Below are 13,350 nucleotides of genomic sequence, written 5' to 3'. Positions count from 1 at the left end.
GCTGTGACGTTCGCATGACGGTGGAGGCGGGGCAAACTCATCCCGGAAGATTGGGTTGAAGTTTCGATGGCGGGATGAGGCCGCCGAAAAGCGTCATTCCGATCAAGGTGAGCGGCACAGCGAGCATGGCACCGACGGCACCCCAGAGCCAGGTCCAGAACACGATCGCGATAAACAGCAGGAAGGCGTTCATCTCGAGACGGCGGCCCATGGCGGCGGGGATAAGGAGGTTCTCCAGCAGACCGTCCACGGCGAAGAAAACAATCGCCGGAAGAAGACCGATGACCAGGGATTCATGGGCGAGCAGCCCTGCAACGGCCATGGCGAGGGTCACCGAGGCAATGCCCAGGAAAGGGATGAAGCTGAGCAGGAAGGCGGCAACGGCCCAAAGCAACGGACTACCAAGCCCGCCCGCCCAGGCAATCAAGCCGGCCACCACGCCGAACAGGGCGTAGACCAGGACCGCCGTCGCAAAATAATGGCCCAGTGCCGCTTCGACCTCGTTCAGCATCCGGATTGCCTTCAGGCGGCGATCGCGATGGGAGAAGGCGCGGATGAGGGCCCGGCGCAGAGCCAGTCGCGACGCCAGAAACAGCACCAGAGCAACCATGAAAATGAAGATCTGCAGCAGGGCCGGCGTGACACCGGTTGCCAGCGTTGACAGGATCGTCCCGGAGTTCTCCAGCATCGCCTCGGGCGAGACCGGCCCGCGCGACAATGCGTCCATCGGGCGTTTGAGCCAGGAAATGCTTTCGAGGTACTCGATCGCACGCTCGATCATCTTCGGACCGTTTGCGACCAGCATGTTTACCGGACCTGCTATGGTCACGGCGAGCAAGCCGAGTATGCCCACGAAAAGCGAGGTCAGGATGACGGCGGTCAGCATCGCCGAAATGCCGAGTTTGCCCAATCGGTCTGCCGCCAAGCCCAGGATCAGACCGACGACGATGGCCATCGTCAGCGGGATCAGCACGAAGGCTGCAAGATGGAGCGCGATCAGAGCGAAGATGGTGAAAAGTCCGATCACGGACCAGGATACGGTGTAATCGAGCCCCGTCTTGTGGAACCGGACCCGCCGTGATGCGCTTTGCTTCTGTTGCAGTTGCATATTCACGAGCCGCTCCTTGCGGCCGCAGCAGCCTGCATGTCTTGCTTTTTCATGGCGAGGGATCCCGTCGAGACCTGGAACAACGCGGATGGAACGATTTCGTTCCGCCGCCAGGAAACGTCCGGATATCTCCACCGCCGCTAGGACGGGATCATGCGTGGCCTGGGACCAGGGTGATGCCGATGCCCCAGGGATCGAGCAGGCGATAACCATCCGCCGTACGGTCGACCTTGATCTCCTGAGCATCCAGCGTTGTCAGGATCCGCGCGAGCATGTCCTGATCGTTAAACGTCAGGGCATAGTCATTGAGACCCGTCATGGCGCCGCGACGAGCGGTCGCGTTGCGGCTGTTCCAGACATTGGCAGCGACATGGTGGTGATAGGCGCCGGAGGCGAAGAAGCTGGCACCGGGATAGCTCGCCATCTTCTTCAGACCGAGAATGCCTTCGTAGAAGCGATCCGCCTCGGGCACATTGCCAACCTGGAGATGAATGTGACCGATGGCAGCATCCGGGGCCATGCCGGCCCAGGCGGTCTTCGGCGCGCTGTCATAGAGCGCCTGCAGGTCGAGCCGATCGGTCGCCATTTGCACCGTGCCATCGGGATTGTAGCGCCACTCATCTGGACGGCGGTCGCGATAGACCTCGATGCCGTTGCCTTCCGGATCCGTCAGATAGATTGCTTCGCTGACCAGATGGTCGCTCGCACCGTCGAACTGAACGCCCATATGCGCGGCGTGCGCCAGCCAGTGGGCCAGTTCCTGACGGTTCGGCATGAGGAAGGCATTGTGGAACAGCCCGGCGGCATTGCGCGGCGCGCGGGCGGCATCGCCCCGAGTGGTGAGGGTCAGCAATGGCTTGCCGCCAGCGCCCAGCACGGTGCCACTGGCGCTCGCCTCCAGCTGCTCCAGGCCAAGCACCTGCTGGTAATAACGGCCGAGCAGATTGAGATCGACAACGACGAGATGGGCCTGTCCGACATGCACGGGACGGCTAAGGGCAAAGCTTTCGGTGGTGGGTGCAACGGCTTCGGTCATTGAACTGTCTCCTGGTGGCACGATCCTGCCTTGCCTCCAATATGGATGAGGATCGTCGTTCACAGTAGATGCCGATCCTTCGATAGCTCGTTCGATAATCGTTGACGAGCAATCCCGATCAGCCTTGATCCTGATCAATGCGAGCCAAGCGCGCCGGACGCATGATCTCGGCATAAAGAGGAAACACCCCTTGAGGGGCAAAAATGGAGAGCAAGATGTACAAGAAGATCGTCGTACCCGTCGATCCCGCCGCGCTCGACAAAGGCGAGAAGATTCTGGCCAAGGCCGGTTCGTTGCTGGATGACGGCGGTGAAATCATCCTGCTCAGCGTGGTCGAGGACATTCCCGGCTATCTCGCGATCGACGTGCCCGTCGATCTCATCGAAGGCGCGATCCAGGATGCCAAGGGCAAGCTGGTCGGACTGAAGGAGAAGGCGGCGCTGAGTGCGCGCGTCGAAATCCGCTCCGGCGCCCCGGCTCGCGAAATCCTGGCTTCCGCCGAAGAACACGGGGCGGATCTGGTCATCGTCGGTTCGCACGTGCCCGATCTCTCCAACTACTTCATCGGCGCCACGGCTGATCGGGTGGTTCGCCACTCGAAGATCTCCGTACTCGTCGATCGCTGAGGTGCCCTGATGGAACAGCCCGTACAAGGCATGGACACGGCCCATTTCGAAAGCATCCTCAAAACCCGCAAGGCGGAAATCGAGAGCTGGCTTCAGAAAATCGATAGCGATCTCGGGCGACTGAAGAGCGCCGACAGTGGTGAACGGGCGGTGGAAAGCGAGAATGACGAAGTGCTCGAAGAATTCGGTCAGGTTGGAGAAGGAGAGCTACGCGGCATCGACGCTGCTCTCGACCGGATCCATGCCGGAACCTTTGGGACCTGTGTCAAATGTGGCGAGCCGATCGCAATCGAGCGGTTGAAGGCGGTGCCGCATACGCCTTTCTGCCAGGCTTGCGCGGCGGCGCATTGAACTTGTTTGCCTACGAGGGGCGAGGTGACGGGTCGGGACGCGAGTTCCGGCCCGTCTTTCTTTCTGACGCCTGATCGGAGGACGTCCGGCTACTTCTTGCGCATGGCCTCGGCAAGCGCCGCACCGAGACCGCCCATAGCGGGCTGCTCCGGCTTCGGCGGGCGGGCGTTGGAATGCTTCATCGCATTGGCATTGCCGCGCGCATCGCCACGCATCGAGGGCTGTTGCGCCTCGCCGCCATCCTTGCGCATGGTGAGCGCGATACGCTTGCGCTTGACGTCGACCTCGACGACGCGGACCTTCACGACATCGCCGGCCTTCACCACTTCATGCGGATCCTTGACGAAACGATCGGCGAGCTGGGAGACGTGGACGAGGCCATCCTGATGCACGCCGATATCGACGAAGGCGCCGAAGGCGGCGACATTGGTGACGGTGCCTTCGAGCGTCATGCCGACCTTGAGATCGGTGATCTCCTCCACGCCTTCGGCGAAAGTCGCGGTCTTGAAGGACGGGCGCGGGTCACGGCCGGGCTTTTCGAGTTCGGCGAGGATGTCCTTGACCGTCGGCAGACCGAACTGCTCGTCGATGAAGCGCTTGGGGTCGAGGCTCTTCAGCGTCGCGCTATCGCCCATCAGCGAGCGCAGGTCGCGGCCGCAGGCGGCGACGATCTTCTTGGCCACGCCATAGGCTTCCGGATGCACCGAGGAGGCATCGAGCGGCTCCTTGCCATTGGGGATGCGCAGGAAGCCGGCGCATTGCTCAAACGTTCGGGCGCCGAGACGCGGAACTTTCAAGAGATCCTTGCGGCTTTCGAAGGCGCCGGTAGCATCGCGATGGGCGACAATGGCTTCCGCCGTCGTCTTGCCGAGACCGGAAACGCGGGCGAGCAGCGGGGCGGATGCCGTGTTGAGGTCGACGCCGACGGCATTCACCGCATCTTCGACAACGGCATCCAGCGAGCGGCCAAGCCGGCCCTGGTCGACGTCATGCTGGTACTGGCCGACGCCGATCGACTTCGGCTCGATTTTGACGAGTTCGGCCAGCGGATCCTGCAGGCGTCGCGCAATCGAGACGGCGCCGCGGAGCGAGACGTCGAGATTGGGGAATTCCTTGGCGGCGGTTTCCGAGGCGGAATAGACCGAGGCGCCGGCTTCCGAGACGATGACCTTGGTCGGCTTTGGCGCGGTCGACGGGAACTGGGCGAGCATGTCGGCCACCAGCTTTTCCGTCTCGCGGCTGCCCGTGCCATTGCCGATCGAAATCAGCTCAACCTTGTGCTTGCGGATGAGCGAGGCGAGCTCCGCCTGCGTGCCGCGGATGTCGTTCTTCGGCGGGAAAGGATAGACGGTCGTCGTTTCCACCACCTTGCCGGTGCCATCGACGACCGCGACCTTGACGCCGGTGCGGATGCCCGGGTCGAGGCCCATGGTGGGGCGCGAGCCGGCGGGGGCTGCGAGCAGCAGATCCTTCAGATTGCGGGCGAAAACGTGGATCGCTTCTTCCTCGGCCCGCTCGCGCAGTTCGCGCATCAGGTCGAGCGAGAGGGATACGGAAAGCTTGACGCGCCAGGTCCAGCCGGCGACTTCGAGCAGCCACTGGTCGGCGGGGCCTTTGCCGGCAACCTGATAGGCGGCGGCGATCATGCGCTGGCTCGGCTTCACCGGGGCCGTGTCATCGCGGTCGACTTCGATCGACAGCGACAGGAATTCCTCGTTCCAGCCACGCAGCATCGCAAGCGCCCGGTGGCCGGGGACCGTTGCCCAGCGTTCGGAATGGTCGAAGTAATCGGCGAACTTGGCGCCGGCCTCGGCCTTGCCGTCGACGAGCTTCGAATAGAGGATCGCGCGATCCTTCATGTCGTTGCGCAGGCGGCCGATGAGATCGGCATTTTCCGAGATCTGCTCGGCGATGATGTCGCGCGCGCCTTCGAGCGCCGTCTTCACGTCCGGCACGTCTTCGGTGATGTAACCGGCTGCGAGCTGCTGCGGGTCGCTCGTGCGGTCGGCGAGGATCGCATCGGCGAGCGGCTGCAGCCCCTTCTCGCGGGCGATCTCGGCGCGGGTTCGGCGCTTCGGCTTGTAGGGCAGATAGAGGTCTTCGAGCTCGGCCTTGGTCGTTACCGAGGCGATCTTGCGGGCGAGATCGTCGGTCATCTTGCCCTGGCCGTCGATGCTTTCGAAGATCGATTTGCGACGGGCGGCAAGCTCGCGCAAATAGATCAGCCGTTCGGCGAGATTGCGCAGCTGGGTATCATCAAGACCGCCGGTCACTTCCTTGCGGTAACGGGCGATGAAGGGGACCGTCGCGCCTTCATCGAGCAGGCCGACAGCCGCCGTCACCTGCTCGGGACGGGCGTTGATCTCGGTGGCAATGAGGGCAGCAATGCTCTTGATGTCGTCGGCCATGGGTCTTCCGTCTTGTCGTTTGGACGCGGACCATAGCGGGCGAATGCGGCAAGGCAACGTTTACCGAGAGCGACTCACAGGAAAGCGGCCTAGTTCGTCTTCGGAGCAATGCCGACCGCACGAAAGCGCCCAGTGCTTTCTTGGAGAGCAACGAGCCGCATGACTAGGTCTTTCTGCGGGTAGCATCCGACAATTTTCCGGGGGCGGCTGTTTACATCCTTGGCCACCGTGATCACCACGCGGAAGAGACCATCACAATTGTCTCGCGCTATCTTCAGATGCGAAAGCCGCTCATTATTGCTGTGAGAAGACTGCCAAGTCTCCGGCGGCCAATCGAGCGTGTCATAAATTGGCGGATCCGATGATCGATCGAGGTGATCGTCCCATATCGTGAGCACAACCGTCTTTCCATCAGCACTGACCGCAGACCAGCTCCATCGCGGATTTTTCCTGACGACGCCGAATTCCGCAAACGCCTCCGTCAAAGTCCATTTCTTCATCTTGCCCTCCACAAGAACACGCCTTGGACGCATTGCGCGATCATACAACCATGCAAACCGCAAAGTAAGAGGTCCCACTACCTTGACCTTTGCCCCCTTCCCCCTTAACCGCCGGGCATTCCCTTGTGGCACGGAGGCTGGCGATGAAGGTTTTGTTGATCGGATCGGGTGGACGCGAGCATGCGCTGGCCTGGAAGATCGCCCAGTCGCCTGATCTCACCAAGCTCTATGCCGCGCCCGGCAATCCCGGCATCGCCGAAGAGGCGGAGCTTGTTACTCTCGACACGGATGATCACGCAGCTGTCGTCGCCTTCTGCAAGGACATGGGCATAGACTTCGTTGTCGTCGGGCCGGAAGCACCGCTGGTCGCGGGTATCGCCGACCGTCTGCGTGAGGCCGGTATCGCGGTCTTCGGGCCGTCTGCGGCCGCGGCCCAGCTCGAAGGCTCGAAGGGTTTCACCAAGGATGTCTGCGCCCGCTTCAACATTCCGACCGGCGCCTATCAGCGTTTCAACAACGCGCCGAAGGCCAAGGCCTATGCGCGCGAACAGGGCGCGCCGATCGTCATTAAGGCTGACGGACTTGCCGCCGGCAAGGGTGTGACGGTTGCGATGACGCTGGATGAGGCACTCGCCGCTATTGATGATTGCTTCGAGGGCGCCTTTGGGGCGGCCGGTGCGGAAGTCGTGGTCGAGGCCTTTCTCGATGGTGAGGAGGCGAGCTTCTTCTGCCTGTCCGACGGCAAGTCGCTGCTGCCGCTTGCCACCGCCCAGGACCACAAGCGCGTCGGCGACGGCGATACCGGCCCGAATACCGGCGGCATGGGCGCCTATTCACCGGCACCGGTCATGACGCCTGAGATGGTAGAGCGCACGATGAAGGAGATCATCGAGCCGACCATGCGCGGCATGGCGGAGATGGGGCATCCCTTCCAGGGCGTGTTCTTCGCCGGGCTGATGATCACGCAGAAGGGTCCGGAACTCATCGAATACAATGTCCGCTTTGGCGATCCGGAATGCCAGGTTCTGATGATGCGGCTGAAGAGCGATCTGCTGCCGATCCTTTACGCCGCCGCCACCGGCACGCTGGACCAGGTTTCAGCGGAGTGGAGCGACGACCCGGCACTGACCGTGGTGCTGGCCTCGAAGGGTTACCCCGGCGCTTACGACAAGGCGACGCCGATTGCCGCGCTTCCTCAGGCCGGTGACGGCGCGAAGGTCTTCCATGCCGGCACTGCCCTCAAGGATGGCCAGCTGGTGGCAACCGGCGGGCGCGTGCTGAACGCGACGGCGCGCGGTGCGACGGTTGGAAAGGCCCAGGCGGAAGCCTATCGACTGGTCGACGCGGTCGACTGGGCGAACGGTTTCTGCCGTCGCGACATCGGCTGGCGGGCCATTTCGCGCGAAAAACCCTGAGAGCCAGAGGGTTTCGAGCGAAATTCCACCTTTTCGTTCAAATTTTATCAAAGCTCCTGACCGGATCGAAAGAAAGCTTCGCTATCGTCTTCCCAACAATCGGGGATAAGACATCATGCGCCGCTTCGTTCTGACATCCATGATCCTTGCCGCATCTGCCTGGGCCACGCCGGGCTTTGCCTCCTCCATCGAACTCGCCAGTTCCTTCACAGCAGATGGCTCGAGCATCGTGCAGGTCACCTGTGCGGATTGCCCGCCGCCAGCCCCACGTAGTCTGAAGGGGCAGTATGTCGTCCCCGATGTGGCGCCGGGTGCCCAATCGGCCGAAGTCATCGATGTCGACGGAAAAAAGAAACTGAAGCGGGTTGAAAGCTGGCTCGGTGGTTCGCCGGTCGTCTTCATGACCTCCTCAGACGGCTGGGCCACCAATGGCTCCGTCATCGTCGCCGCTGCGCCTGCCTCTGACGGCGTTGATCTTGAGGCGACGACGGCAGCCGTTGCACAGGTGCCGGGAGCGGCGGCCCCTGCGCCGATCAATCAGGCAAGCTTCGAGCTTCGTCTCAATTAATTTTACTTCCCGCAGAGCCCTACGATCCATGTTCTGCGGCACATCGTGGTGACACACGGATGTAGCGCCCGGTCCAGTCCCGGGCGTTATGTCGTTTTACCCTAAGTTTTTGCGGGTAAGTTATTGCAGCCGAATATTCGGAGCAACTTAAAGCGATTTCAACCTTTCGCGATGAGGGTGGAGGCTGACAGTCCCCGTCGGACATGATGTGCCGATGCGCCCCCCATCCCCTGACATCAGCTGACCAGTTCGGTTCGACGAAAGCTTGTTTCGCCATGAAAAATCTCCGGATCTCCCTTCAACTCTTCCTCCTGATTGGCGGTCTCTTTACGGCGTTCGCCGCTGCGACCTATTTTGAGGTGCGCTCGTCCACCGCCACAATCTACCAGCAGCGCTACGAATTGTTGCGCACCCAGGTAGAGACGGCCCTATCGATCCTCAAGGACTTCAACGATCGCGCCGTCGCCGGCGAATTCACGGTCGATGAAGCGAAGACCCGTGCCTATGCGCTGCTCAACAAGATGAAATTCGAGCCGGACGGCTATTTCTTCGGCTACGACTATGACGTCGTCATGGTCTTCCACCCGACCTCGAAAGACGTGGGCAAGAGCAACAAGGGCAAAGCCGACGCGAACGGCTTCGCCTATCGCGACGAACTGGTGCGCCTCGGCCAGGCCGGCGGCGGTTTCGTGGAGTTCATCGGACCAAAGCCCGGCAAGGATCCGGAAGACCGCACCTATCCGAAGGCATCTTACGGCAAGGCTTTTGAACCCTGGAAGATCGTGATCGTCACGGGTCTCTACACGGACGACCTGAAGGCGGAAGTCCGGGCCAGCGTCATCAAGACCGTCAGCATCTCTGTCGGTATCTTTGTCCTCGCGCTGCTGGCCGCCTATGCCGTGGTCCGTGGCATCACGCGACCGCTGAACGCCATTCACGACGCCCTGGAGGCGGTGGCCGACGAGAATGTGACGATCGCCATTCCGCATACCGATATGGGGAATGAAGTCGGCATGATGGCAAAGGCAACCCAGAGCCTGCAGGAAAAGGTTCGCGAACGTCACGCTCTGGCGGCCCGCCAGGAAGAACAGCAGCGGGAACTGGATAGCGAGCGCAGCCAGAATGCCGAAGCGCAGGTCGCCGAGGCCCGCCAGCAGGCGCATGTGGTTTCCACCATCGGCCAGTCGCTGGAAAAGCTTGCCGGCGGCGACCTGACCGTCCGTTGCGCCGACCTCGGCCCGAAATACGTCGCGCTGCGCGACAATTTCAACGACGCGCTTGCGCGCCTCGAGGAAGCGATGGCTCGCGTCAATCTGAAGGGGAACGATATCGCCGTATCGAAGGAAGAAATTCGTCGCGCCTCCGGTGAACTCGCACAACGGACGGAGCGGCAGGCCGCCAATCTCGAAGAAACGTCGGCGGCTCTGGACGAATTGACCGTCGCCGTGCGCCACACGGCAGAGGGCGCGCGTGAAGCTGCCAGCCGTGTCGGCTCGGTCAGCGCGGAGGCTCGCCAGAGCGACGAGATCGTCAACCGCGCCATCAATGCGATGAGCGGCATTGAGCAGTCGTCGGCGGAAATCACCAAGATCATCGGTGTGATCGACGAGATCGCCTTCCAGACCAACCTGCTGGCGCTGAATGCTGGCGTCGAGGCGGCGCGTGCTGGTGAAAGCGGCAAGGGCTTTGCCGTCGTCGCCCAGGAAGTGCGCGAGCTTGCCCAGCGCTCGGCTGCGGCTGCCAAGGAGATCAAGGATCAGATCGCCCGTTCTTCCGCCCAGGTCGAACAGGGTGTGCAGCTGGTCGGTCAGACGGGTGAAGCCCTGAAACGCATCTCGGACCAGATCGCCAGCGCCAACGATATCGTCTCCAAGATCTCGCACAGCGCCCAGGAGCAGGATACGACCCTGCGCTCCATCTCGTCTGCCATGAACCAGCTGGACCAGGCGACCCAGCAGAACGCCGCCATGGCCGAGGAAACCACGGCGTCTGCCGAGGTTCTCGCCAACGACACCGGCGACCTGCTGAACCTGATCCGCAGCTTCAAGACGAGCCAGGCGGGTGCCAGCCAGCAGCAGTATCGCATGGCGAGCTGAGGCTACTGTATTCCAAATCGAAGAGGCCGCCGGAGCGATCCGGCGGCCTTTTCGTTTCAACCCATCGCTTCGATATGGGCCGCGACCCGATCGAGCTCGCGATCGGAGAAGACCTCGATGCCCGCCTCACGCATCAGGGCTGCGGTAACGCCGAAGCCGGGATGGCGGGTGCCGGAGAAAGAGCCGTCATAGATGAAGCCGGAACCGCAGGAGGGGCTGCCGTCGATGAGGAGCGCTGCGTCGCACCCTTGCTCGCGGGCAAAGGCGACCGCCTTCTTTCCACCCTCGACGAATTCGGCGGTGACATCGCCGCCGGTCACCTCCAGCACCCGGGCGCGGCCGACCAACACATCCTCGCCGTTCATGCCGCCTTCGATTTCGGCGGGCGGGCGCGGCGTGGGCAGACCGCCGGCCTGTTCGGGACAGTAACCGACGAGGCGACCCTCGGCCTTCCAGCGTTCGATCCGTGGATCATTCAGCAGCTTGCCCTTGCCGTCATACCGGACGGGGCGGCCGAGCAGGCAGGCGCTGATGAGGATTTTGGGGGGCATTTTAGCAATACCAAAGTGGCTGCGGCAGGCGATGTCTGCAGCAGCTTAGGTTTCTTGAGAAGCTCGCGAACGAAGATGGCGTTCCCGCATGAGGGCTTTGAATTCCTCACAATCAAACGGCACAGACGGCCCGCTGTTCTCACCTTCAATCAGAGCCTTCCGCAGCCATTCGATCCGTGCCTGCTCTTCCTTCAGAAGCTTGAGGCCGGCCTCGACCACGTCTTCGGCGGACTCCAACGCGCCGCTTTGGAGCTGGGACTCGACAAAGCTGTCATAGGGTTCGGCAATGGTGACCTGAACCGGCTTGTTCATGGGGATCGCTCCAACTGGCTGCCGATCAAATCTAGCACAGGATGCCGATCTCGGAAAACTCGCCGCGCGAAACGAAAGACCCCGCCGAAGCGGGGTCCAAAGTCATCAGCCTGTGATCTTGGAGAAGTCGGCGACCGTGGCTGTCGCCTCGCGGATAGCCTTCAGGAGAGCCAGGCGGTTGGCGCGGATGGCGGCGTCCTCGTCATTGACCAGCACGTCCTCGAAGAATGTGTCGACGGGCCCGCGCAGCGTCGAGAGCGCCTGCATGGCGGAGCGGAAGTCTTCCGATGCCACGGCGTCTGCAGCCGCTTTCGAGGCGGACTGGATGGCGGCAAAGAGCGCCTTTTCGGCATCGAGCTTCAACAGTGCTTCCGAAACGCCATCGGCGACGACGGTGCCCTTCTTCTCTTCGGCGGCCAAAAGCTGGGTGGCGCGCTTGGTGCCGGCCAAGAGATTCAGGCCGTCTTCCGAGGTGATGAAGGCGGTAAGCGCCTCGGCCTTGCGGGCGACCATCAAGAGGTCGTCGGCTTCGGGCGTCAGCACGGCATCGATGATGTCGTGGCGGGCGCCCTGATCGCGCAGATAGACTTTTAGGCGGTCGTGGAAGAAGGAGAGGAGGTCGGCATCCTTGGCGACCGATGCGATGGGCAGACGAATGCCCTTCTCCAAAATCATCCGCACCACACCCAGTGCCGCACGGCGCAAGGCGTAAGGATCCTTCGAGCCAGTCGGCTTTTCGTCGATTGCCCAGAAACCGACGAGCGTATCCAGCTTGTCGGCAAGTGCGACCGTCAGCCCCACCTTGTCTTCCGGTAGACGGTCGGACGGGCCGTTCGGCTTCCAGTGGTCTTCGATGGCAGCGGCGACGGAGGCGTTTTCGCCCTGCAGCAGCGCGTATTTGCGGCCCATGGCGCCCTGGAGTTCGGGGAATTCGCCAACAGCTTCGGTGCGAAGATCGGCCTTGGCCAGCACCACGGCGCGGTCAACGAGAGCGGCATCGGCGCCGACGATCGGGGCCAGTACCTTCGCCAGTTCGCGGATGCGCGCGACGCGTTCCCCTTGCGTGCCCAGCTTGGCGTGGAAGGTCACGTTGAGCGCATCGAGCTTGGCCATGCGCTGGTCGAGCGGCTTCTTGAGATCCAGGTCGAACTTCGTGGCAGAGGCCTTCAGCGTATCGAGGTCAGGCAGGTCGCCCTGGTCGCGCTTCCAAAAGTGCAGCGCATCCGACAGGCGGGCGCGCACGACCTTGCCATTGCCATGCATGATTTCCTTGCCGCCGTCGGTGGCCTGGATGTTGGAGATCAGGATGAAATGGTTGGAGAGCACACCCTCCCCTTGAGGGGGAGGGTCGGACCGAAGGGCCGGGGTGGGGTGACCCGCTGCCGTCGAGGCGTCACCCCCACCCGCGCGTTCCGCGCGACCTCCCCCCTCAAGGGGGAGGTGGGTGGCCTGCGGCCGCACGACAAAACACTTCTGGTTGGTCTTGATCGTCAGACGGACGATCTCGGCGGGAATCGAGAGATAATCCTCTTCGAAGGTGCCGAGCAGAACCTGCGGCCATTCGACGAGGCCGGAGACTTCCTCCAGCAGACCTTCGTCCTCGACCAGTTCGAGGCCATTGGCGAAGGCGATGTCGCGGGCGTCGTGCAGGATCATGTCCTTGCGGCGCTCGGCATCGAGGATGACCTTGGCGCGTTCCAGATTGGTGACGTAATCGTCGAAGCGCTTGACGGTGATGGCATCCGGCGCGTGGAAACGGTGGCCATAGGTGAGGTTCGAGGCAACGATACCGTCTATCTCGAAGGGGATGACCTGGACTTCGTCATGTTCGGGGCCGAAGGTGCAGACGATCGACTGCAGCGGGCGCACCCAGCGCAGGCTTTCCATGCCCTTGCCCTCGATGCCGCCATAGCCGGAGCCCTTGGGCATGGAGGCAAAACCGGAGCGCATCGACTTCGGCCAGGGGAAGGTTCTGATGATGCCCGGCATGACATCGGCGATGATCTCTTCCGCCGCACGGCCGGGCTTTTCCAGATAGGCGACGTAGAAATCGCCCTTCTTCGGATCGGTCTTGATCGTGGCCTGGTCGATGGAGGTGAGGCCCGCGCCACGCAGGAAGCCGTCGATGGCGCCTTGAGGCGCAGAGACGCTCGGGCCCTTCTTCTCTTCCTTGATATCCGCCGAGCGGGCGGTGAGACCGCGGATATCGAGCGTCAGGCGGCGCGGCGTCCAGTACTCGCGCGCACCCTCATAGGTCAGACCCGCATCCACAAGCGCATCGGTGACCATCTTCTTCAGATCGCCAGCCGCCTTGCGCTGCATGCGGGCGGGGATTTCTTCGGAGCGGAGTTCGAGCAGGAGATCGGGCATAGGGACTGA

General features: G+C 62.4%; 12 protein-coding genes. 5 read left to right on the top strand and 7 right to left on the bottom strand.

Annotation, left to right across the window (positions count from 1 at the left end; genetic code table 11):
• Window positions 1–37: 37 nt before the first annotated feature.
• A complete protein-coding gene (locus ACT53S_RS04410) occupies window positions 38–1,108 on the bottom strand; it encodes an AI-2E family transporter (RefSeq protein ID WP_476066635.1) in 1,071 nt (356 codons plus the stop codon).
• Window positions 1,109–1,259: 151 nt separating this feature from the next.
• Entirely contained in the window at window positions 1,260–2,144 is an 885-nt protein-coding gene (locus ACT53S_RS04405) for a VOC family protein (RefSeq protein ID WP_476066050.1), read from the bottom strand.
• A gap of 215 nt (window positions 2,145–2,359) precedes the next feature.
• On the opposite strand from ACT53S_RS04405, the gene ACT53S_RS04400 reads away from it, so the two are divergent.
• Complete coding sequence (locus ACT53S_RS04400; protein WP_113376093.1) at window positions 2,360–2,770, top strand: universal stress protein; 411 nt, start codon at window positions 2,360–2,362, stop codon at window positions 2,768–2,770.
• 30 nt (window positions 2,771–2,800) lie between these two features.
• The gene (locus tag ACT53S_RS04395) at window positions 2,801–3,121 is read left to right on the top strand and encodes a TraR/DksA family transcriptional regulator (RefSeq protein WP_476066634.1); all 321 of its coding nucleotides are present in this window, start codon (window positions 2,801–2,803) and stop codon (window positions 3,119–3,121) included.
• Window positions 3,122–3,210: 89 nt separating this feature from the next.
• On the opposite strand, the gene ACT53S_RS04390 is transcribed toward ACT53S_RS04395, so the two are convergent.
• Window positions 3,211–5,529: a Tex family protein gene (locus ACT53S_RS04390; protein WP_476066049.1), complete on the bottom strand. Its 2,319-nt coding sequence runs from the start codon at window positions 5,527–5,529 to the stop codon at window positions 3,211–3,213.
• 89 nt (window positions 5,530–5,618) lie between these two features.
• The gene (locus ACT53S_RS04385) at window positions 5,619–6,029 is read right to left on the bottom strand and encodes a hypothetical protein (RefSeq protein ID WP_476066048.1); all 411 of its coding nucleotides are present in this window, start codon (window positions 6,027–6,029) and stop codon (window positions 5,619–5,621) included.
• Between the two features lie 143 nt (window positions 6,030–6,172).
• On the opposite strand from ACT53S_RS04385, the gene purD reads away from it, so the two are divergent.
• From purD to ACT53S_RS04370, 3 genes are all read left to right on the top strand, one after another.
• Window positions 6,173–7,444, top strand: a complete 1,272-nt coding sequence (purD, locus tag ACT53S_RS04380) for a phosphoribosylamine--glycine ligase (protein ID WP_476066047.1) — start codon at window positions 6,173–6,175, stop codon at window positions 7,442–7,444.
• A gap of 115 nt (window positions 7,445–7,559) precedes the next feature.
• Window positions 7,560–8,012 carry a plant virulence effector HPE1-like domain-containing protein gene (locus tag ACT53S_RS04375; protein ID WP_476066046.1) on the top strand — a complete coding sequence of 151 codons (453 nt, stop codon included), beginning with the start codon at window positions 7,560–7,562 and terminating at the stop codon, window positions 8,010–8,012.
• A gap of 275 nt (window positions 8,013–8,287) precedes the next feature.
• Window positions 8,288–10,108 (top strand): methyl-accepting chemotaxis protein, encoded by a 1,821-nt coding sequence (locus ACT53S_RS04370; protein WP_476066045.1) that lies wholly within the window; start codon window positions 8,288–8,290, stop codon window positions 10,106–10,108.
• A 56-nt stretch (window positions 10,109–10,164) separates the two neighbouring features.
• Here the strand turns inward: ACT53S_RS04370 and ACT53S_RS04365 are convergent, their stop codons facing one another.
• From ACT53S_RS04365 to glyS, 3 genes are all read right to left on the bottom strand, one after another.
• Window positions 10,165–10,659 carry a 2-thiouracil desulfurase family protein gene (locus ACT53S_RS04365; RefSeq protein ID WP_476066044.1) on the bottom strand — a complete coding sequence of 165 codons (495 nt, stop codon included), beginning with the start codon at window positions 10,657–10,659 and terminating at the stop codon, window positions 10,165–10,167.
• A 45-nt stretch (window positions 10,660–10,704) separates the two neighbouring features.
• On the bottom strand, window positions 10,705–10,971 hold the full coding sequence (locus tag ACT53S_RS04360) for a type II toxin-antitoxin system ParD family antitoxin (protein WP_476066043.1): 267 nt from the start codon (window positions 10,969–10,971) through the stop codon (window positions 10,705–10,707).
• A gap of 105 nt (window positions 10,972–11,076) precedes the next feature.
• The gene (gene glyS / locus ACT53S_RS04355) at window positions 11,077–13,341 is read right to left on the bottom strand and encodes a glycine--tRNA ligase subunit beta (protein ID WP_476066042.1); all 2,265 of its coding nucleotides are present in this window, start codon (window positions 13,339–13,341) and stop codon (window positions 11,077–11,079) included.
• Between the last annotated feature and the right edge of the window lie 9 nt (window positions 13,342–13,350).

The sequence above is a fragment of the Allorhizobium sp. DMC15 genome (assembly GCF_056314065.1).
The sequence above is the reverse complement of the archived record's forward strand: the minus strand, read 5'-3'. Positions and strand labels throughout refer to the sequence as shown.